Genomic DNA, 22,288 nt, shown 5'->3' on the forward strand with positions numbered 1-22,288 from the left:
GGTAAATGTACTGTAATTGCTGGTACGAAAAAAAGTAGCGGAATAGTTCCGCTACTTTTTATGTTTGTTATTCATTTGAATTCGATTGGTTTAACTGATTAAGGCTTTTCTGGGCCTCTTCAGCATTGCCAATTTTACCTATGTATTTAGTTGTAAGGCTTATTTTTTCGTTTTCCTTTAAAATATCAGGTTTATACATGTACATTAATAGCAACTTTACTAATTGGTTGTCACCGGATATTACTTTCTTTTCATGATCATTCCATAAAAATCTAATCCACGGTTGTTGATTTAGTAATAAATTCACGGTGTTAAACTTGTTGAATGTTGTGTTAAGAGTAGAACTATTCTCCCTACGACATATTTCTAAGGTCGCGGTGACAAAGGGGAGAAGCCCAATAGGTCTGAATAAAAGGTGTCCCCCAGTATCCCTATTTCTAAAAGGCTCGGCAGGTGAATTACTTTCTATCGCTACAAATTTTTGTATAACATCTATATTCGACATAAACTGATCGCAATATTTAAAAGTGTACTTCTTAAACAATTCAATTTCTTCGTCTGTTGGCAATCGTAGGTAATCTGCAAGAGCTGTCTTATTATTATTAATTGCTTTATAACTTTTTAATAGTTCCTTATTGTAATCATATAATGTAATTACTGAAGTAAGAGCATACTTATTTGCATCTGGAATTGGTTTGCCTTTGGAATCTAACACACGATCATTTTCGAAAAGAGGATGGTCAACCAAAAGTTCTCTCGTTACAATTGCTACTACGTCATCTTCATCTAAGGCGATAATGTCCCTCATACTAACTGGTTTGGCGTAACGATTTAGTGTGCTAAATAATCTCCGTGTTCTTTGCATTCCTTCATCATCTGTACTGTGTCCAATAAAAATAACCGGCACAGTTTGTGTTAATAAGCTTTCATCTTCCTCTATTGCACGTTTTATACCCTCAGCACGATGTTGTCCATCGACCGGAAAGATTTTCTCTTCACCATCGTCGTAGCTAATCTCTACTTCAACCCACTGGGGGTGACCATCATAAACTGCTAGTACAAGTGAATTGAAAAAACGTTCATCCTGATTCAGAATATAACTTTTTATTTTTTTATAATTATCAGTTATGCTTCGCTGAATCATTTTACTCAGAGTGGTGGATTTATGCAGCACATCATTTATTTCTTTTACGTATCGAGCTACATCCTGAAAACTCATTATGGAAACGTAATAATTCCATATTCCAATTTTTCCACGAATAGCGGGTAGTTTCTTTTTGGTCATCCATAATCTGTAATCTTTTTAACAAAAGACTTGAAAAAGTTGAGTTTTCCCAATAATTCGATCGCTTCTTGAAGGGGAGCTGTAACGGCTTTTCAAATATTAATAAGCACAATATTTTTAACCCCCCGACTCTATTCCACCATTACGCATACCCGTACCACATATCCCCCCTCCTTCTGCTATCCTATAAGAAAAAAGGAGGCCTCCCCATGCAATCCCTACTCGAATCCCTATACTACGGTCATCTCATTCCCGAAGAACAATTGGTCCCCAAAGATCCCATGTATCGCAAGAAGGGAAGGGAACTGTCTGAAAAAATAGAAGCATGGAAGAAGAAGCTGACCAGCGATGAGTTTGCCGAACTTGAGGCGCTGTTGGACTTGCAGCAGCAAATCCAGAGTATGGAGATGACGGCGGCGTTCACCTACGGCTTCAAGCTGGGAGCAGTTATGATCATTGAAATCCACCTCGATCATGGGGTGGGTAATAACGCCAAACATGATGATGAATAAGCTACCGCCCAACCCAGCTAAAGATCCCCCTAATCAAAATACTCTTTACCCTTAAGTCCCCCCAAAAATTCCTTCCATGTTCTCTAACTCCCTTCCACGTCTGCATTTATAATATAGTCACACAGCAGCAAGGCTGAATTAAGCCACATTACTACTAACGAGGTCTGCAGGTGATGGGCCTTATAGCGGTCGAGTCGCAGCTATGATCGCTGTCCAGCTTCATTGTTGCCTATATCCACCGCTTCCACCGCCGTCGAACGGCGCTATTCCAAAGAAATGGTTGTAAATTTCAATTGCTTCTTATAATTTCTTAACTAACAGGGAACTTCGAAAGGAAGGTGAGCGCGGCTATGGGAAATAACTGACCAAGCTATTTCCTATTTGCTGGTGCTGCTGTTTCCGGTTATGATCATCATGCTGTATTACTATCCGTATTCGGCGGAGGTGGTTAAAGAGAAGGAATGGACTGGAACGCCCACATTACGGAGCAGTTCATGATGTCGATGGACACGTTCACGCGGTACGTGTACAATCTGCCGTTCAAGTTGGTGCAGAACCGGGAATTCCGGCTATATCAAGCCGAGGAGAGCGATTATCAGCGTGTCCTGATTGCGAATGAGATGAAAAAGTACAACGCGACCGAGGCTTTTATATAAAACACCCTGCTGTATGTAAGAAGCACCGGTTATTTGTTCTTATACGATCATGAACGAGGGATTTCAGGGTATTTATAGAATTATTATCTATAATGGAAGACAACAAGTGCGAGGAGAGTAAAGATCCGGAGGTGATCAAATGGTTTCTCGAAAGGAAACGCCTGGGGAGGTAAGAGAACGTTTAAGGCAAGCAGAATTAAAGAATAACCCTTCTGGTGCTTTTGGTGATGGAGTAAACCGGGCTGAATATGGAAATTTAGCTGATTTAACGAGCGGTTTGGGCTGGAAGGGAACCGGAGTATTAATTTTATTATTGATCGTAGGGTATGTCATATATAAACTATGGTCTTAAAAATGGCAGGGGCAAATTATACATCTCGCAAGGCGTTCCGGTTGCTTAGGTCTTGTGTTACTCTTAGTGGATAGAAAGCGATATCATTAGGAGGTTAGAATTATGGCTGAGACACGTCATATACTCGAGTGGACATTGGTATCCGAGTGCCCGATTCCTCCAGATGTAAGCAGCTTGCTCGTTCCTGGGGAAGAAGCAGTAGCTGCCTATAAAACGTTTCGGGACAGCGCCATTTTTACCAACAAACGGTTAATTGTCAGGGATGCGCAGGGGTTTTCGGGCAAGAAGGTCGAGATTTACTCGCTGCCTTATTCTTCAATTGATATGTGGTCTACAGAGAATGCAGGAGGGTTTCTGGATATGAACGCGGAGGTGGAATTGTGGACGCGTGCGGGTCACATTAAGGTGAAGCTGCAGAAGGGCGTCGATATCCGCAGATTCGATATGCTCATCGCTCATGCGCTTTTAACAAAGTAAACCCGAGCAAGTCTTGTTCCTTATCTTAAGTACATAATTAGCTTTATACCGCAAAAAAACCGTCCATTGGCAGCAAATGCAGCCGTTGGGCGGTATTCTTATGTTCACAATAATATTCATTGCAAATTTACATGTACAGGCTTTGACAAAAGGTGACTGGTTGCATATTATATATGTAACTAGTTGCCTTTTTTGATGCGGAGGGATTTATATTGATCGATATGGAGAAGCAGGCCTATGTTTTTGGCGGCATTCTTACTCTGGCGAACCGGCTGCAGGCGCTGGGCGACAAGCTGGATGAGAATATGACGCTGAAGCAGTGGTTGTTCATCGCCGTGATCTCGAAGCTTGAACAGCCGGCTCCAACGATAAGCGAAGTAGCCAAGGTGACCGGTCACTCCCGGCAAAATGTGAAGAAAATGGCGGCCCTGCTAGAGAAACAGGGCTTCGTAGCGCTAACGAAAGACGAGCAGGATGCGAGAATCGTCAGAATTCACCTCACCCCTAAATGTATCGCTTATTTCCAGAACAGAAGCGGTAAAGAGGAAAAGTTCATGTCCAGCTTATTCGACGCTTTTGATCACAAACTGACGGATGGGCTGTACGAAGGAATGATGAAGCTGGCTGACAACGTGAATAGAATGGAGAATACGCGGGATGAGAAGGAAAGGGGGTAAGAGACGCATGTGGATGATCCTGGTGATTCTTGCGGTCATAGCAGCAGGAATCCTTGCCTTTTTTACCTTACCTTATTCTGTCACTAGAGCCCAATTCGCGAAGACCGTTACGGAGCAGATGGCTGCCTCCCCAGTTAGTTCAGCTTCGGATGATATTTTTACGTCGGACGATATTCAGGAATTACCGGAGCCTGTCCGAAAATATTTCGAATACAGCGGATATATCGGCACTCCGAAAATGTCCTACATGAAAGCCGCGTTCAAAGATGTCGATTTCATCATGTCGCCGGATAAGCCGGCGATCCGAATCGATTACACGCAGTACAACTTCGTTCACGAGCCTGTAAGGCTTGCTTATATTGATACGTCGATGTACGGCATCCCGTTCGAAGGGTTTGACTCATATGTTGATGGCCATGGCGGCATGAAAGGAGTCCTCGGCAAAATCATCCCTTTATTTCATCAGACAGGAGAGGCGATGAATCGAGCTTGTCTGGTCACCTTCCTCTCCGAATCCTTGGTCATGCCTAATGCGGCCTTACAGGACTACATCACCTGGGAAGCCGTGGATGCTACTCATGCCAAAGCGACGATTACCTATAAAGGCATATCGGCCAGCGGGATATTTACTTTCAGCGACAGAGGGCAGCTGCTGACCTTTACGACGGAAGACAGGTCGGTCATATCTGCCGACGGAACCGTTCAGCAGGTGGCATGGTCGGCTTTATTTGACGATTACAAGACCATTGGGGGAATCAAGCAACCGACTCACTTGCAAGCCGTCTGGAATTATGAGCAAGGCGATCTAATTTATTTTGACGGAAGCAGCTTTACGATAGAGTATCATCCCTATTGATGCCCCTCAGATCGATGATCCTCTACATTAATTGGGTCGGGCACGGATTAATCGACGCCAGCAGCTAGCATAACCCACTAGGAAGGATTTTCCTGCATTTTGTCGAAAATAATCCCCATAGACCAGAGCTTTGGCTGCGGAAGGAAGTCAGGCAGCGATCATGAACGCAGCTGCTCTAACAATAAACGGGGGAAGCCATCATTTATGGAGAATGTCGTTATCGAGAAAGTAGTCAGTGGTCTGGGCAAGCTGGCTGCGGATCTGATGAAAGAAAAAATAATGCAGTCGAAATATGTCCGCGATCTGAAGGAAAAGTGGGTTAAAGATAACTACCACGCCAAGACTGTAGAGATGTTTAAGGCAGCGGTGATTGATGCTAAATACGCTGTTGAGCTGCCCGATGACTTGTTCCGTGATTTAATTTCGGATCCTACCAACCGTGATGTGATATTCCGTTGGATCCTTGAGGGTGTTCAGCCCGGTCATCTGGATAAAGGCAGACTTAACACCGAAGTGTATATGGAGACGTATCCAAGGGATCAGGATCGCATCTATCCGTTCTTCGAATTGATACTCGGCCGGTTAGAACACTATAAAATAACGCATTGGAGCCCGGAATTCCTGGCGCTGCTGAGTCAACTAGAGGAACTGAAGACGTCGAGTCACGAAGGCTTTAGGTGGATAGCGGATAAGCAGGATAGGATGGCGGCCAAACAGGAGCAATTCCAGGAATGGATGTACGGCCGACTAGGAGACCCTATATTACAACAGAAGTACACGCCGGAGTGGTTCGCAGACCGGGCTAGAGAAAATATGAAGAATATCGGGGAAAGATATTCTGAGGATTTAAATGTGGAGGTCAAGGCCTCGAAAATGATCGATGTGATCGAGCAGAACGAGAAATTCAGGGCTGACATTCTAGAGGAGTGCAGCAGCATTTTAGCGAGCAGCAGTTCTTCTAGAAATATGGATCAGGAAATAGCCGAAGGCTTGAATAAAATCAAGGAAATCAAGAAAGATTTCACATCGCCTAACGCCCTGAACGGGTGCCTGCCGCAATTGGCTCAAGTCATTACGGGGTTGAAAAGCCACCTCGACAGCAACCCGTACATGACTGGCAGTGGGTCTTTAAGAAGAGAGGTTTATGATTTCTACTCTGAATATGTAGATAGCGGCTTATTCCAAATCGCTTTGAACCCTTTTGTCATGATATCCGGTGGGGCCGGCGTCGGTAAGTCGCATTTTATAGCCGATCAAGTATCGAAGAGATTAAGGGCTAAAAAAGTAAGCATTTTTCTGTTAGGCCAGTTATTCCATTCGGAGGATACCATCCTGTCGCAGATCAGAAAGCAGCTGGACATTGCCAGCGATGAAGAAATGGAAGCTGTATTTCAGGCGTTCAATGATTACGGAGTAGAGCAGGGCGAGCGGGTGGTCATTTTTATCGATGCCCTTAATGAGGGAAGAGGCAAACGTCATTGGCTGAATTCGATCGGCGGCTTCGTCGAGCGGATTAGAAAATATAGCAGCATGGCCTTAGTCATGAGTATCCGCGATACCTACGAAAATGAAATCATACCTGAAGGATTTTATGAAAATAATAGCGTGATCAAAGTTGAATTTAAAGGATTCGATGATCCCGATCAAGCCATTCATGAGTTTTTTAACTACTATAAGGTGCCTCTAAATTTAAACGACTATTTAAAATATGAATTCAAAAATCCTCTATTCTTGAAAGTGTACTGCATGGCCTATGACCGTACGAATGCATCCGGCGCCGAGAGCCTTGAGGGGATCTTTCATCATTATTTCAAAAAAATCAATCAAAACCTAAAATCAAGGATCGAGAACTATCCGAAACACGGGAATTTGGTGGTCGAGGCTTTGGGCTGCTTCATCGATTCGAAGCTTAGGCATAAAGGCAGCGAATTTCATTTCTTCTATGAAACTGCTTCTAGGGATGTAAACCAGGCTATGGCGTACTATGGATTAGGTGTAAATTTCTTTGACGAGTTAATTCATGAGAAGGTCATCACCGTTAACGAGATAACCCATCAGGGAGAAGAACAAGAAATCGTCTATATCGCGTTTGAATTGTTTGAAGAGTTCATTACCGCCAAGAAGATCGTTGAAGCCAATAGGGTACATACATATACCAATAAAAGGGATCTGGATCATTTCTTCTCGGATCGCAATCCCTATGCTCATTTGCTGTCCAATCTGCTCTCGAATCAAGGGATATTTGAGTCATTAGCCGTGCAAATTCCGGATGCGGTATTCCCTGATTATACAGAAGAATTTGAAATGTACCGTTGGCCGCAGCATATTCTGAAGTACAAGAGTATTGATTTTAAAGCGGCCTATTATAATAGCCTCACTTGGCGAAGGCCGGAAAGAATCAACGGGATATCGCATTCGTACATATTAAATGAATTTTTATTAATGAGCTATTCTAGACCGGATGAAATGTACGATTTCTGGGATGTTGTGCTTAAATTTACGGTTGTCAAAAATCACTTTTATAATGCAGATTTTTTATTTGATCAATTAATTGACCTGAAACTAGATGAATTCAACGCGTTCTGGACGGTTTACGTGAGTGAGCAATTTGATCAGAACGACAGCTTCAAGAGGATCATGAAGTGGGCCTGGAGGGGGCATACGGGCCGTTCTCAGCTAGATGACGAGTCGATACGCTTATTAGGGATGAATATGGCCTGGTTTACGGCTAGCACCTGCCCTCGTGTCAGAGATGTATCCATTAAAGCGTTGATCAAGCTTTTTACGAACCGGATCGATATGTTGACGGGCATCCTCAAGAAGTTTAGGACAGTCCGAGATGCCTATATATTAGAAGCGCTATATTGTGCTGCCTATGGATGCGTGATGAACACGCGCTGCATGGATCAAGTGGAGAGCTTGGCCTCATATATCTATGAAGAGTTTTTTGCCGGGAAAAAGGTTATACCTCATGCCATGATTCGCAATTATATGACTGGAATCCTGGAGTTTGCCCTGTCTAAGGAGCTTTGCCGGAATATCCAGACCAATGACCTGAAGCCGCCGTTTACGAACCGCTACGGCTACTATGAAGTCAAGCAGGAGGAAATGGATGAGCTGAGAAAAGAGCCGTCAAAAAGCGATATAGAAAGCTTGGATCCGCATTATGCTTATCGCAGTCGTGAGGATCTGGATCTGGATATGGACATGTTCCTTTACTATCGAAAAAATATAATAGCTAACCTGGAAGCTTGTTATACGAATGTTCTTATTCAACGCAGAGAGAATATCAATTTTGAATTAGCGGAAATCGTCGATCAGATCTTACCCGAATACAGAGAAAATTTCGTTAAAATGGTCATCAAAGAAATTTTTGAAATGGGCTATAATTTTATTAAATTTGGCGGATTTGACTCTTATGTAGATCATAATCAGAATGGCAGCTTAGGACAGAAGTATGAATGGATAGCCCTCAATAAAATTCTAAGCATCTATCTGGATAGTAAACATTATATTTGTCAGCGATTTTCTGAGGATCGAATTGAACCCTTCGAGGGAGTTTGGCAGTTTAGCTCTTTTAGAAAGATAGACCCTAGCATTGACTACTTCAGTCCTTTTGACACGAGGATTCATGAATATAATGCAGAAACCATAAGAAGCGAGGATCTGTTAAACGAATTCAGTTCATATGCTGAGAAAAACTTGAATCAGATCGATTGGATTGCAGTGAATCGTATCAAATATCAGTCGAACGATAAAATTTGCAGAACAGACCCCTTTCTGCTGGGTCACAGCGAATTAGAAGCATTTCAGCGTTATATCCAAGATCCCGGTAATCTGAAAGAAGATTCCTTTGAGGATTTATATGTGGGGGAAATTTATTGGTCAGAGGCTTATCAGAGCTTACTTAAAGAAATGAATCAGGATAGGCTTGATGATGAATTCAGTGACAATAAGATAATTGACACCTATATATGGGATATCAACGACGGGGCGATGGAGAACTATATTGAATTTAGTATTTTATCCCCGTGGATGCTGGCGGAATTGAAGCTTTCGATTGGCAGTCGTGTGTTTGAACTAATCGATGAACATGAGGAATTAGCCAGCCTCCAATTATATGATCGCAATTATGACGACATCCTTTTGATAAGGAAGGATAAGCTGGTTAGGTATTTAACACGTTCGGATAAAGTGATCGCTTGGCCTGTAATGCAGGATGAGCAAATGAAAATGGTTATTTTTGACGGACTTCAATTCCGTATGGCTTAGATATGATGGTAGACATTTAAAATAAACACAAGCCCCCTGTCTCATTATGAGAGCGGGGGCTTTGCTATATACGGATCAAACGTCAGGGTCTAATGCTTCATATATCTCCAGATCATGGTCATAATATCTTTAGCCTGGTCATAGCCCTCCAAGCCCTTAAAGGCCTCGACATACGGCTTCAGCAGGGCATTGACCACCGATTCGCGCAGGGGCTGCTGTTCGATTTCATAGCGCAGTGCTGCCGTCAGATCCGCCTGCGCCTTCGTGAATCTAAGCTGGCACGAGGAATCGTCCAAGGCCTGAAGAATATCCTCCTGCTTGACCTCCTCCTGCGTCACTGAGCTTTTCGCTACATGCAGCTTCTCATCGTCAATCACGGATGTGTTCTTCTCGACCAAACAATCGATAATATAGCTCATGTAGTGCAGCAATACCGTACGGGCGACGTTTTTGGGCTCGATATTGGACTGGTTGATCGATTTGGCCGTAAACAGCAGATGCTGCTGAATTCCCATGAAAATCACGGCCGCTTCAAAGGCATATCGGCGTAATTTCTCGCCGTACACGTCGACAAGGCGGCCTGCAAGCCATTCGATTTCGAAGAGGCGGTGCTGCATCACGTATTGCTTCATTTCTTTATCGCGAGAATGCAGAATTTCTTCGAACAAGGCGGACAAGCCGTATTTTTGACTGCTCTTCGCAATCATCGAGATTTGTTCGATTAAGACGTCGGGATCGCTGGGATCCTTGCCGACCTGCAGCTCGCTTCTATTCATATGCGCTTCATACCGGAGCTGCTCCAGCACGGCACTAACGCATTCATTCTTTGAGGCAAAGTAATTGTAGAACGTTCCTTTAGAAATGCCTGCCCGCTCAATAATATCCTGTATAGAGGTGGGCACGATTCCTTTCTCAATAAATAAGGCAAAGGCATGGTTGACCACTTGAGTTTTCCGTCGATTCATGAGCTCCTCCGTACAATCTGATACCAACAAGTATATCTGTGATGATTGGAAAATACAATGCATATTGTACCCTCGGTATAAAAACTTGATTTTATTAGACCGATGATATAAAATCATCAAGTAACTTTAAAATTTAAAATAGAGATAGGAGAAGCATCAGCATGAGCAATACGCTTAAACAATTAGAAAAGCCGCCCTACTTAATGCTAGGCTTGTTATTTTTCGCAACCTTTGTTGCATTTCTTAATAATTCATTATTAAACGTAGCTTTACCGACCATCATGCATGATTTTAAGATTGATTATTCGGCCGTACAATGGTTATCTACCGGTTATATGCTTGTAAGCGGGATTCTGATTCCCGTTTCTGCCTTTTTACTTACTCGGTTTACAAATCGCAGTTTGTTTATTACGGCATTATCCATTTTTACTCTAGGTACCGTAATCGCAGCTTATTCTCCCAACTTTGGTTGGTTAATCGCTGGCCGTATGATCCAAGCGGCAGGCTCCTCCGTGATGTCTCCCTTGTTGATGAACATTATGCTAATCAGCTTCCCACGTGAAAAGCGCGGCGCAGCTATGGGGATATTCGGTCTGGTGATGATCGTCGCTCCTGCCATCGGCCCTACGCTTTCCGGTTATATCGTTCAATATTACGACTGGCGCATATTGTTTGAAATGATTCTTCCATTCGCCGTTATTGCCTTACTCCTGGCGATTTGGAAATTCCGCAGTGTTATGCCAACCAAGCCGACCAAGCTGGACTACTTATCTGTGGTATTAAGCACAATCGGTTTCGGTGGACTGCTATACGGCTTCAGCGATGCCAGCAGTGCTGGCTGGGGCGACCCTGTAGTCGTAACCTGCTTGATTGCTGGTGCAGTCGCACTTGCGCTATTTATTATTCGTCAATTGCGTCTCGACGTTCCATTATTGAATCTTGGCATTTATAAATATCCGATGTATTCGATGGCTTCGATTATTTCGGCTGTAAATGCTGCGGCCCTATTCTCAGGTATGATTTTAACGCCTGCTTATGTGCAAAATGTTCGCGGGATTACGCCGCTAGAATCCGGTTTAATGATGCTGCCAGGTGCCATCGTCATGGGGATCATGTCGCCGATCACAGGTAAGCTGTTCGACAAATTCGGGCCTCGTATTCTTGGTTTTATTGGCTTAGCCATTACCGTTGTAACTACATTCTTGATGTCCAGATTCGATCTTGAAACGACTTACAGCTATATTATCACTTTGTACTCCGTTCGTATGTTTGGGATTTCCATGGTCATGATGCCGATTATGACGAATGGCTTGAATCAGCTGCCTACCCGTCTGAATCCACATGGTACGGCTGCTAACAATACGATTCAGCAAGTGGCCGGCGCGATTGGTACGGCGATCTTTGTATCGATCATGAACTCCAAGACAAAGGCAAGTGCTGCTGATCAATTAGCTGCTATCGACCCATCGGCGATTACAGAGCAGGTTCAAGCTCAAATCGGCCAAGCTGCTCTGCTTGACGGCATTCAATTCTCCTTCTTGATTGCAGCTGCTACTACCTTAGTTGCTATGATTCTTACCCTATTCGTGAAGCGTGTAGACGTAAGTAAGGCTGCTCTGGCTAAGATTGAAGGCGAACCTGTGTCTGGAGCGAAATAAGTGAAATAAGCGAAGCGCGAAGTAAATGGAATACTGAAATAACATTGGTTGTACCTCTAAAAGTCGAAGCCCCAATCCTAAGATTGGGGCTTCGACTTTTTAAACCCATATAGACTGTTCCCAGGACGCTGCTAGGCATTGTTCCGTTTCAGCAGCTCAATGAGCTTATAGAGATAATGTGCCCCGCGAAGCTGTTGTTCGATTTGCACATCCATATGGGCCAATGAATCCATCGTAATTTTTCTAACCTCTGACAGGCTTTGTTGGTTTATTTTTTCCATGATTTCGCGCACCGCCTCCAGCAAGTAAACGGAGGACTGTACGGTTCTAATGATTAATAATCGGCGAATATCGTCGCGATGATATTGCCGATAACCACTCTCGGGATCACGATCGGGAGTAATCAAGCCTTCCTTCTCCCAGTGCCGTAATGTGGTAGCAGGCACACCTATTTCCTCCGCGACTTCCCCAATGGTATACCATTGCTTCTTCCGGCTGGCAAGGAAGCTTTCCATTTGATCCGGCTTCAGGATTTCCAATGCCTGCAAAGCTTGCTGTTTCTTCTGATACAGCTCAGCTTGCACGCGATTGATCTCCCACAAGGCTTCCGAAAACTTCTTCAGTTGAAGCATCGGCATAATTTTCCGCACCAAGGCCATGCCAAATCCCGGATACATCGCCCGAATGCATTGAAAATAAGCCTCATGTTCTTCCGTATAAACGCGATAGCCATTTGGATCCCGCTGAGGAGGCGGAACAATCCCCCAGGCTTCGTAATGACGCATAGCACTCGTGCCGACATCTAATTTTCTCGCGATTTCAATGGGTCTAAGTTTCATACTGCCAACTCCCCATATGCGTATTCATTCTCGCCACTGCTTATAGCATAATGATACCACTCGGATAAGGATTAAGTTAACGCATTAAAGTAATGTGACGGATTATGATATTTATTGCTTATCATACCAAGCATCATAAACCAAAACCTTCACATTTGCACGAATGTTGTAATATCGAGTCAGGTTGAACAATTATGGAGGAGCAATAGCGAACAGCTTGAACTGAAATAAAATTTCCTAGGAGGTTATTTGAATTGGCTGAGCAAATGTTTGGAAAGGTCATCCCGATTCTGCCCTGCAGATCCATGAATGAACAGCTTGATTTTTACCAATCGTTAGGCTTTGAAATGACGTATAAGCAGGCAAGGCCGAACCAATATGCTTGCGTACGTCATCCGATAGCAGAATTGCATTTTTTTGTGCTTAAAGAATTGGATCCTGCGAAAAACTACAGCATGTGTTATGTCAATGTGGATGATGTGGATACCGTATACGAGACTTTTTGCGAATCGTTAAAAAGAAACACGAATAGGATACCGACTAGAGGTTATCCGAAAATAACGAAACCGAATAATCTTGCCGAGGATCGCAGATTCAATCTCGTTGATCCATCGGGAAATCGCTTGTTAATTGGCGCAAAGCATGCTGTGCCCCAATCCAATGCTGAGCAGCAGCCTTATGTCACAGTGCATGCTTCAAAATTTAAAAATGCATTTGAAACGGCGTACAGATTGGCCTATGCCAAGGATGATCCTGCGCATGCTGCCAAGGTTCTGGATTTGGTGCTGCCAGGAATGGAAGAGGCGCCGCTTCCCCTTAGGTACAGAGCCGTAATATTGCGGGCGGATATCGCGCATTTACTGGATGAGAATGAAGCCGCGCTGTCATTTATCGAAAAAATCAATCAAATTAGCCTATCCCATATCAGCCTATCTGCGGAGGAACACCATCTGGTGCAGGAGGCGGCCAAGCGCTTGGAGGAGCTGAAAGCAGTGCTGATGGCAGGTCAATAGCATAAGCGACATCATCCCTGACTGGGGAAAGCTAGCTTCATTTAAAACATTAAAGTAATGTGGACGGCTTTTGTTCCTGATCACACCGCTGCATACAGCAGCCGCTTCTTAAACCTTAGCACTTGCACGAATGTTGTAATATCGAATTAGATTGAGAAGTTTTCTAGGAGGAGATCGTTTGAATAACGCGATACTTATTAAGGGTGCTAGAGAACATAATTTACGCCATATTTCCTTGTCCATCCCTAAGAACAAGCTGGTTGTACTGACAGGTCCATCCGGATCGGGGAAATCAACCTTAGCGATCGACACCTTATTCCGGGAATGCCAACGACAGTATCTGGAGTCCATGGGGATGCAGGGAATCAATAAACCCAAGATGGACTCCATCGTCGGCCTATCTCCGGCAATTAGCGTCAGCCAGCACGTGACCAATCGCAATCCCCGTTCCACCGTAGGCACGGTTACCGATATGTACACGAGCTTGCGCATGATCTTTGAGAAGCTGGGGAAGCGGCCTTGCCCGAAGTGCTATCAGGAGATCCTGCCGACGCTAAACCAGGAGGACATCGAGAAAGAAGCAGGCAGCTTCAGAGAATTTATCAAGTGTCCGCATTGCCAGCATCGTATGGAAAAGCTGACACGCACCCATTTTTCTTACAATACGATAGAAGGCGCATGTCCGACCTGCAAGGGATTAGGAGAGGTGGTGCAAATTCATGAGGCGTCCGTCTTTCATCCGGAGAATTCGATCGAGAATGGCGCTGTTGACCTTTGGAAGGGGCGATATGCGGAATATCAGGTGTCGATTGTTAAGGCGGCCATGAAGCACTACAGCGTACCGATAGAGGACGGTTCCCCCTTGAAGGACTACAGCCCGGCGCAAAAAGCGATTCTGTACCATGGCGTGGAAAGTCAGGAGGTGAAGCAATGGTTTCCTGATATCGCTCCTCCCAAGACGGTAGGCGAAGGAAAGTTTGAAGGCGTTCTGACGGGAATGTGGCGGCGTTTCTCTGAGAAATCAGGCGCCTCGGCAGAGGCGGAAGCGTACTTCTATTCGCAGCAATGCCATGACTGTCATGGCAGCCGGTTAAATGAAATCAGCAGAGCGGTCACGGTTGCGGATACGACGATTCCCCAGCTTGTTCACCATTCGCTGGAGGAAATGCTGGACTGGGTGAAGCGGGTCGAGTCAGCATTAGATAACAATTCCCTGCTGCAGGTCGAGACGTTCACTCTCGATATGACCACCAAGCTCAATCGATTGATCCGAACCGGGCTGGGGTATCTGACCTTAGACCGTCAAACGGTCAGTCTCTCCGGCGGCGAAGCCCAGCGCATCCGATTAGCCTCTATCCTGGATTCTGCCTTGACCGGCGTGCTGTATATTTTGGATGAGCCTACGGCTGGCCTGCATCCGCGAGATACCTTAGGATTGGTTAGCGTGATGAAGGATTTAAGGGATCTGGGAAATACTGTCCTCGTCATCGAGCATGATGTCGATGTGATGAGAGAGGCGGATTATATTATCGATATGGGGCCGGGAGCGGGGGCTTATGGCGGGATGGTGATCGGCGAGGGGACCCTGTCCGAGCTCATCCATCAGGAACAATCCATAACCGGCCAATATCTACGCCATGAACCTGCAGCAAGAAGAAATGTCCGCAAAGGTACGGGACAAGCGATTGCTGTGCATCGGGCTAGCCTTCATAATTTGCAGGATGTGACGGTATCTTTTCCGATCGGCTGTTTAATCGCGGTGACGGGCGTCTCAGGCTCTGGAAAATCCACGCTCGTGTTTGATGTGCTGGCGAAGGGAAGTGACAAGATCCATGAAGGCTTTGAGCGGGTGGACGGCTTGGAGCATTTCGGCCAAATGGTTATTGTGGGCCAATCGCCTCTCAGCAGGATGAAGCGTTCGAATGTCGCAACGTATACAGAGGTATTCACCGAAATCCGCAATGCCTTCGCACAATTGAAGGAAGCTAAGCAGCGAAAGCTGATGGCCAAGCATTTCTCCTTTAATACGGAGGGTGGACGTTGCGAGAATTGTCAGGGGCTCGGGTATGTGCCGATGAACATGCTGTTTTTTCCGGATTTGGAGGTGACATGTCCGGTTTGCCATGGACAGCGCTTCAAGGAGGAGGTACTGGCGGTTCAGTATCATGGGTATTCCATCAATCACATTCTGGAGAGCTCTGTACAGGACAGCCTGGACATTTTTAAGGATGAAGGGAAAATCCGCTCGATCCTAGCACTGCTGGTTGAGATTGGCTTGGGCTATTTAAAACTGGGGCAGTCGCTGACCACGCTTTCCGGCGGGGAAGGACAGCGATTGAAGCTAGCAAAGGAGCTGATGAGGACAACTCAGACCAGCACCCTCTACTTATTAGACGAGCCGACGACAGGGCTGCATCCCAATGATGTGAAGCAATTATCCCAGCTGCTGGATCGCCTCGTGGATGCAGGCAATACCGTGATCATTGTCGAGCATAACAGCGAGCTGATTAGAGCTGCGGACTGGATCATTGATCTAGGCCCGGAGGGAGGGCGGCAAGGCGGTCATGTCATCGCAGAAGGGACGCCGGAAGCGATCATGAAGCATGCGCGCTCGCATACCGGCCGGTATTTATGATAATACAAGGCAACTTCTTAATATTTTAGGGTTAAATCTTTAATATAGGCCATTCCACCGGATATGCGGATGAAGTAAGATCGAATCAAGCATACCAATGAGAGGGGAATGGCCGATGGTAAAGCTGCACAGCCTGCTGAGCGACGGGATGGTGCTGCAGAGGAACACGAATGTGCTGATATGGGGAATGGCCGGAAGCGGTGAGGAGATCCGGGTGACTTTTCTTGGCCAAACCTATAATGCTGCGGTGGACGCAGACGGACACTGGCGAGTCGCCTTGGAGAAGCTGGAGCCGGGAGGCCCGTATGAGATGACGATATCGGCCGAGTCTCAGGAGACCGTCATTCACGATATTTTGATTGGCGATGTATGGGTGCTTGGCGGGCAGTCCAATATGGAGCTGCCTGTCCGAAGAACGCTCGATGTGCTGGCGGAGGAAGTGGCAAGCGTAAATCTTCCCTTCATTCGCCAGTTTGCTGTTCCACAGACTTACAACTTTCATTCGCCGCAGCAGGAGCTGCATGAGGGACAGTGGATCACAGCCACCCCGGAGGATGTGCTGAGCTTTAGCGCGGTCGGATTCTTTTTTGCCAAGGAGCTGCATGAGAAATACCAGGTGCCCATCGGATTGATTCACGCCGCGGTAGGCGGGACGCCCATCGAGGCCTGGATCAGCGAGCGGACGCTTAGAGACATCGGCGGCTATGAAGCCGTACTTGAGCAGTGTAAAGACGATGATTATGTAAGCGAAACCAAGCATAGAGATGAAGAGCGTAACCGCATATGGTACAGCCATCTGAATGACACTGACCTGGGACTGAAGGAAGGCTGGTTTCGTTCATCATGCGACACTTCGGATTGGGGAGATATGGAGGTTCCGGGCTCCTGGTCAGGAGGCAGGCTGGCCTCGGTGCGCGGCACGGTCTGGTTTCGTAGAGAATTCGATGTGCCCGCCTCCATGCTAGATGGTGATATTCTGTTGAAGCTCGGAACGATTGTCGATGCGGATGATACGTACATCAACGGGGTTTGCATCGGCAATACCGGGTATATGTACCCGCCGAGACGCTATCCGCTTTCGAAGGGACTATTGAAGCCGGGGAGGAATACAATTGCCGTGCGCGTGATCAGTACGCAGAATACCGGATCTTTTGTACAAGACATGCCGTACAAGCTGGTTGCTGGAAGACAGGAGCTTGATTTGCGGGGCACTTGGAAATACCGGATCGGTACGGTCACCGAGGCTTTGGAGCCCCAAACGTTTTTTCAGTATATGCCTTCCGGCGTTTACAACAGCATGATCGCCCCTTTGCGAGACTATCCGATCAAGGGGATTCTATGGTATCAAGGCGAGTCCAACACGGGCCGGCCTGCGGGATACAGCGATTTATTCTCAAGCTTAGTTCGGGATTGGCGGCGGAATTGGGGAAGCGGGGAGATCCCGTTCATTTATGCGCAGCTTGCTAATCTGGGAGAAGAGGACGACTCTCAAGTCAATTGGGCGGAGCTTCGGGAGGAGCAGCGGAAGGGCTTGACGGTTCCGAATACCGCGATGGCTGTAACCATTGATGTTGGCGAATATAACGATTTGCATCCGCAGGATAAGAAAACGGTGGGTCAACGGCTCGCGCTGTGTGCCAAAAAGCTGGCCTATGGCGAGGAACAGTTAGTGTATAGCGGCCCGATGTTCAAAAGCATGGAGCGTACGGGGGAGGCGAATGCGGATGATGCGATTGCGATTGCCCTGCATTTTGATCATGTCGGCAGCGGACTGACCACGCGGGGCGGTGGCGAGCTCCAAGGGTTTGCGGTATGCGGCGCGGATGGCCGCTTCTTCCCTGCGGATGCAGTCATTTTCGGCGACACCGTCATCGTCAAGCATGACGATATCCGGGAGCCTGTCCATGTCAGGTATGCATGGTCGAACAATCCTGCTAGGGCGAATTTGTGCAACCGGGAGGGCCTTCCGGCGTCGCCGTTTAGTACGTGCGGGAGTAAAAATTGTGAATAGGTATTATTTGCAGATTTGCTCCACATTAGAAACCCCGCTTGCATGAGCGGGGTTTAATGTCTAACGGACATAATGCTGTACATCGAAATTTATACCTGAAATTCTATGTATAGTACTATATTCATATTCTTTTAAATTGTTAGAGAATAACCCCCTCCTCTCTTTGTAACTATGTACTTTGGATTTCGTGGATTATCTTCAATTTTCTCTCGTAATTTTTGAATCGTAACATATACATTGGCATCAGAGCAGATCCCTCCCCAGATAGAATTTATCAGTTCTTCCCGTTCAACTATTTCACCTTTAGAATCATACAAAAATTGTAAAACTTCAAACTCTCTATGACTTAATTCAATTTCTTTACTATTAACAATCACTATTCTTTTAGGTTGAATCAACTGAAAATGTATTATAGAATCTTTAGAATTTGGTTTTTGTAAAGGCGGATATGGCATAAGGTAAGCTATTGGGTCATGATGAAGGGTCATATTTTTATGAGTTAGAATAGATAAATTTACAATATCGCAATTCTTATAAATAATATGTATAGGAGCCTGGCATTTCTCGCGGATTAATAAGCTGACTTCTAATTCACTTTGTCCGAATCTAGGAAAGTATAAAAAAACCAGATCTATGAAATCCGTTGAAATATGTTGTAACCAACTTTTATCCGTTATAGTGAGAACATGATATTTTCTGTATAGCAATTCCGATGTCAGATGCCATGAAGAAGTCCAGCAATGCGACAATAATAATATATTCATCTTTATCTCCTTTTTCATTAGCCCGATCACCCATCTGCTTCAAGTTATATCGCTTAGTTCTTTGGCGTCCAAGTCAAATCGATTCGTAATGAATTGAAGGGTGTTCCTTGAGGATCTTTTAGTTCTAGGCTCGCTGAAATGATTGCTTAATCGTCAGCATGATCGTATTGCTATTGGTGTAATTATTTCCTCATTCTTCAGCTTCGCTGACCTCATCCGTTTCTACATACTTCAGAGCATCCTGTAAAATGTCCCGTGCGTCATCAGGTAGGACGACATCTCCGTCTGGTGAATAATGTTCTGGGAACGGTATCGATGAAATTGAATCGCCGTTAAAAGCATTATAGTATTTCGTAATCATCGAATACATGTCCGTGTAATCCATATCCGTCTGCACGTTGTCTGAAACGATTTTTAAAAGTTTAAGTGTCTTCGTTGTATTTTTCCAAGATAGAATTTCGTCAGCCAACGCTTTTACGACCTCCTGCTGGTGCTTCCCGCGTTCAAAATCGCTAGCGAAATAGCGTGATCCCCGGTCATCTTCTCGGAAACGGGCATATCCCAAGGCATCTTCTCCGTTTAATATTTGCAGCCCTGGCTTTAGATATAGATTTGTTGCTTTGTATTGCATTGATCGCTTGACATCAATTTCTATTCCGCCAACCTCATCGACTAAGGATATTACCGTATTGAAATTGACTAATATTGTGTGATCAATTTCAACATCCAATAATTCCTCTATTTTATTTCGAATATTGGCCATAGATCCACTAAGCAGGGCTTTATCTAACTTTCTCGATCCCAATTGAACGGTATCTCCCGTCAAAATTGATGGATCTTCCGCTGCCTTTTGCCGAGAAATTGAATAACCTTCACTAAATAAGGAATTAATCTTGACCGTATTTCCATTTGCATTTTCGACTAGTAGATCCCTAGGAATCGAAAGCAATCGAATAATCGACTCTTGGGGGATAATATGCAGCACCATAAGTGAATCGGTCAGTAAAGCATTATGCTTTCCTCGATAATCTAGGCCCAGTACCAAAAAATAGAAATCCTTATTGTTTTCTTCTGGTTGACCAGGAACAATTCCTGTATCTATTTTCGGATCAAGCGCTGTGTCTATTTTCGTATTGGGTATGATCATCTTATCAATATTCGATTTGATTTGATAAGTAAAAACGGCTGTCGAGACTATAATGACACTCACCAGGAAGAGCATTATACGCAAGATTATCTTTTTCTTCTTGCTCATAAGTTGTCTTCTATTTCTTACTCTGCTAATGTTACCTTCCAATTGCTTCTCCTTATTCACAAAATATACCTCTTCTCTTATTAATTCTTATAAGAAGATTATACAAAAGAAACGGAAAAAAGTTACGAAAATATTAAATAACTTCCATATCTGTTTTGTCTTGTCGATTTAAAGTTGGTCACCTATTACATCATCTGACAAAATTCTCCCTATTAGTGTATTTAAAAGTTATTTTGTTAATATTTTTCCTAAATTATATTTATATATAATTTATTTTGAATTTATTCCAATTAATGGTTTTTAGATATATAATACAATTTGAGTTTGAGAATAACAGAAAGAGGTGAAAGCCGCACTTTCGTTCTTAACCTCAAATTAAATTATTAAAGGAGTGTTTTCTATGTCAAAGAAATTTGGTAAGAGGTTTATTGGTTCTATAGCAGCTGCTGTTCTTTGTTTCTCTATGGTTACAGCAGGTGCATCGGCAGCTTCTTCTAGCAGCAAAGATACTGTAGGCTATGGAAAACTGAGAGGTGCTATATCAGTTAATAGTCTTAATGATTTTCAGATAACTACCACCGTAGAAAAAAATAATGACAATGCGTATTTAACTGGTTCGGTTGAGTGGCAAGACAAATCTGGTAACACCGTATTTACTGGTGATGCTCTGAGTCCTGGTAGGGGAGCTACATTTCTTTATGATTTTTGGACGATATTTGGTAGCAAACCCCATCAGGCGTTTGGATCTCATGGCGTACAGGGTGGTCACACATATGGAGCAGCTGCTGTTTACACCTTTACAGTTCTTTAATATAAAATTCGCATCGAAGGTAATGAGATTTAAATAAGTCACTTATACCCAACAGATAGGGCTTTCAATTAGCTCTTTCTGTTTGGGTATAAATTGTTTTTTCTTTTTTATTAAAACAAAAAAACAAGGGGAAATTAGAGTGAGGAAATTATGGATTTATGTATTTATAGTCATTATTGCAATAGTGGCAGGTTGTTCTCACAAGAATCAATCTACCAATGAACCAGATTCTTTAAATAGTACCACCAATACAACTAATAACCCGTTTGAAACAGATCAAAAGGATACCGTCATTATGGGAAGTATGAGCCATAGATTCGATAATCTTCTATTTGATGAAAAAGGACAAGTACTTCCCCTACAGTACAATGGTGGGGAATTGAATATTGATTATTCTGTCAGTGCTTCTGGAGAAGCCAAGAATGTCGGTTTCCTGGTTTTTATTGACGGCATCCCTCAGCCTTATAAAATGAATACATCCGAAGCCCCCTATGAATATATGCATATCTTTGAATTAAAAGAGGATGATAAAGATACACCATTTACATTCGTTTTTTCCCCTGTAACAGGTAATGAAGGAGATACTATGCATGTAAGCGTAACTAGCGTATACAATCCAGGATTTAGACCGGATATGAAAGAATCAAGTTCATACGGTGGTTACCATAAGACCTTAGAGTCGGGGATATCGTTGGTCTTTAATAAAGATGCAGAGAAAATCGATTTTACCTCTGTCGTACAACAAGAAATTTTAAGCAATGTAGAAATATCAACGGAGCTTGTCACCAAAGAATTATTGAAGAAGATTAGCCCCTTAAAGGAACTAAGTATGGAGGATATAGGAAAAAGGGTGTTTACCCAGCTGCTTGTAAACAATGAGGTAAGAGATCAAAATTTCCAGGTCGACAAAAACGGGATTCTCCATGTGACATTTAAATTGTTCGGTCATCCTGGTGTCCGGTATAAAAATACGTTTTATATCAACCATAACGCCTTGACGTATAAGGAGATATCTTCATTTGAAACTGTAATAACTGAAGGAAATGTGTCTGTCTTCGACGCGGATATTCATTTAGAGCATTTGGAGGATTACAGTACGTTTTATGTTGTTTCTGTTCCAATGAATGCTAGCGATTTTCCGGATGATGTTATCCTATTGGAAAAAACCCCCTCTCTCTTGCTTTATAAATGATAGGAAAAGAGTGAAGCATATACATGCTCCAAATAATATAGTCGAGCCTGTAATCAAT

General features: G+C 44.2%; 18 protein-coding genes. 13 read left to right on the top strand and 5 right to left on the bottom strand.

Annotation, left to right across the window (positions count from 1 at the left end; genetic code table 11):
- Positions 1–67: 67 nt before the first annotated feature.
- Positions 68–1,285 (bottom strand): DGQHR domain-containing protein, encoded by a 1,218-nt coding sequence (locus ACE3MQ_RS13270; protein ID WP_379393315.1) that lies wholly within the window; start codon positions 1,283–1,285, stop codon positions 68–70.
- A gap of 209 nt (positions 1,286–1,494) precedes the next feature.
- On the opposite strand from ACE3MQ_RS13270, the gene ACE3MQ_RS13275 reads away from it, so the two are divergent.
- The 7 genes from ACE3MQ_RS13275 (at position 1,495) to ACE3MQ_RS13305 (ending at position 9,087) form a co-directional block, all read left to right on the top strand.
- Complete coding sequence (locus ACE3MQ_RS13275) at positions 1,495–1,797, top strand: DUF6809 family protein (RefSeq protein WP_379393317.1); 303 nt, start codon at positions 1,495–1,497, stop codon at positions 1,795–1,797.
- Positions 1,798–2,258: 461 nt separating this feature from the next.
- Positions 2,259–2,453, top strand: coding sequence for a hypothetical protein (locus tag ACE3MQ_RS13280; protein WP_379393319.1), 195 nt, complete (start codon positions 2,259–2,261; stop codon positions 2,451–2,453).
- A gap of 139 nt (positions 2,454–2,592) precedes the next feature.
- Positions 2,593–2,805, top strand: a complete 213-nt coding sequence (locus ACE3MQ_RS13285; protein ID WP_379393321.1) for a DUF6366 family protein — start codon at positions 2,593–2,595, stop codon at positions 2,803–2,805.
- Between the two features lie 102 nt (positions 2,806–2,907).
- Positions 2,908–3,282 (top strand): PH domain-containing protein, encoded by a 375-nt coding sequence (locus ACE3MQ_RS13290; protein ID WP_110929922.1) that lies wholly within the window; start codon positions 2,908–2,910, stop codon positions 3,280–3,282.
- 221 nt (positions 3,283–3,503) lie between these two features.
- The gene (locus ACE3MQ_RS13295; RefSeq protein ID WP_379394054.1) at positions 3,504–3,959 is read left to right on the top strand and encodes a MarR family winged helix-turn-helix transcriptional regulator; all 456 of its coding nucleotides are present in this window, start codon (positions 3,504–3,506) and stop codon (positions 3,957–3,959) included.
- A 7-nt stretch (positions 3,960–3,966) separates the two neighbouring features.
- Positions 3,967–4,815, top strand: coding sequence for a DUF6544 family protein (locus ACE3MQ_RS13300; RefSeq protein WP_379393323.1), 849 nt, complete (start codon positions 3,967–3,969; stop codon positions 4,813–4,815).
- A 99-nt stretch (positions 4,816–4,914) separates the two neighbouring features.
- The gene (locus tag ACE3MQ_RS13305) at positions 4,915–9,087 is read left to right on the top strand and encodes an NACHT domain-containing protein (protein WP_379393325.1); all 4,173 of its coding nucleotides are present in this window, start codon (positions 4,915–4,917) and stop codon (positions 9,085–9,087) included.
- Between the two features lie 89 nt (positions 9,088–9,176).
- Here ACE3MQ_RS13305 and ACE3MQ_RS13310 read toward each other — a convergent pair whose 3' ends face one another.
- Positions 9,177–10,052, bottom strand: a complete 876-nt coding sequence (locus tag ACE3MQ_RS13310) for a TetR/AcrR family transcriptional regulator (protein WP_379393327.1) — start codon at positions 10,050–10,052, stop codon at positions 9,177–9,179.
- Between the two features lie 161 nt (positions 10,053–10,213).
- On the opposite strand from ACE3MQ_RS13310, the gene ACE3MQ_RS13315 reads away from it, so the two are divergent.
- The gene (locus ACE3MQ_RS13315; RefSeq protein WP_379393329.1) at positions 10,214–11,710 is read left to right on the top strand and encodes a DHA2 family efflux MFS transporter permease subunit; all 1,497 of its coding nucleotides are present in this window, start codon (positions 10,214–10,216) and stop codon (positions 11,708–11,710) included.
- A 131-nt stretch (positions 11,711–11,841) separates the two neighbouring features.
- Here the strand turns inward: ACE3MQ_RS13315 and ACE3MQ_RS13320 are convergent, their stop codons facing one another.
- Positions 11,842–12,549, bottom strand: coding sequence for a MerR family transcriptional regulator (locus ACE3MQ_RS13320; RefSeq protein WP_379393331.1), 708 nt, complete (start codon positions 12,547–12,549; stop codon positions 11,842–11,844).
- A gap of 254 nt (positions 12,550–12,803) precedes the next feature.
- Here ACE3MQ_RS13320 and ACE3MQ_RS13325 point away from each other — a divergent pair, with 254 nt between their 5' ends.
- The 3 genes from ACE3MQ_RS13325 (at position 12,804) to ACE3MQ_RS13335 (ending at position 18,208) form a co-directional block, all read left to right on the top strand.
- On the top strand, positions 12,804–13,562 hold the full coding sequence (locus tag ACE3MQ_RS13325; protein WP_379393333.1) for a bleomycin resistance protein: 759 nt from the start codon (positions 12,804–12,806) through the stop codon (positions 13,560–13,562).
- Positions 13,563–13,740: 178 nt separating this feature from the next.
- Positions 13,741–16,197 (top strand): excinuclease ABC subunit UvrA, encoded by a 2,457-nt coding sequence (gene uvrA / locus ACE3MQ_RS13330; RefSeq protein WP_379393335.1) that lies wholly within the window; start codon positions 13,741–13,743, stop codon positions 16,195–16,197.
- A gap of 115 nt (positions 16,198–16,312) precedes the next feature.
- On the top strand, positions 16,313–18,208 hold the full coding sequence (locus ACE3MQ_RS13335) for a sialate O-acetylesterase (protein WP_379393337.1): 1,896 nt from the start codon (positions 16,313–16,315) through the stop codon (positions 18,206–18,208).
- 131 nt (positions 18,209–18,339) lie between these two features.
- Here ACE3MQ_RS13335 and ACE3MQ_RS13340 read toward each other — a convergent pair whose 3' ends face one another.
- Complete coding sequence (locus ACE3MQ_RS13340) at positions 18,340–18,990, bottom strand: winged helix-turn-helix domain-containing protein (RefSeq protein WP_379393339.1); 651 nt, start codon at positions 18,988–18,990, stop codon at positions 18,340–18,342.
- A 172-nt stretch (positions 18,991–19,162) separates the two neighbouring features.
- On the bottom strand, positions 19,163–20,287 hold the full coding sequence (locus tag ACE3MQ_RS13345) for an LCP family protein (protein ID WP_379393341.1): 1,125 nt from the start codon (positions 20,285–20,287) through the stop codon (positions 19,163–19,165).
- A 340-nt stretch (positions 20,288–20,627) separates the two neighbouring features.
- Between ACE3MQ_RS13345 and ACE3MQ_RS13350 the strand changes: the two genes are divergently transcribed.
- Both ACE3MQ_RS13350 and ACE3MQ_RS13355 read left to right on the top strand, forming a co-directional pair.
- Positions 20,628–21,038: a hypothetical protein gene (locus ACE3MQ_RS13350; RefSeq protein WP_379393343.1), complete on the top strand. Its 411-nt coding sequence runs from the start codon at positions 20,628–20,630 to the stop codon at positions 21,036–21,038.
- 139 nt (positions 21,039–21,177) lie between these two features.
- Positions 21,178–22,230, top strand: coding sequence for a beta-glucanase/beta-glucan synthetase (locus ACE3MQ_RS13355; RefSeq protein ID WP_379393345.1), 1,053 nt, complete (start codon positions 21,178–21,180; stop codon positions 22,228–22,230).
- Positions 22,231–22,288: the final 58 nt, after the last annotated feature.

The organism is Paenibacillus lentus (genome assembly GCF_042714055.1).
Classification (GTDB): domain Bacteria; phylum Bacillota; class Bacilli; order Paenibacillales; family Paenibacillaceae; genus Fontibacillus; species Fontibacillus lentus_A.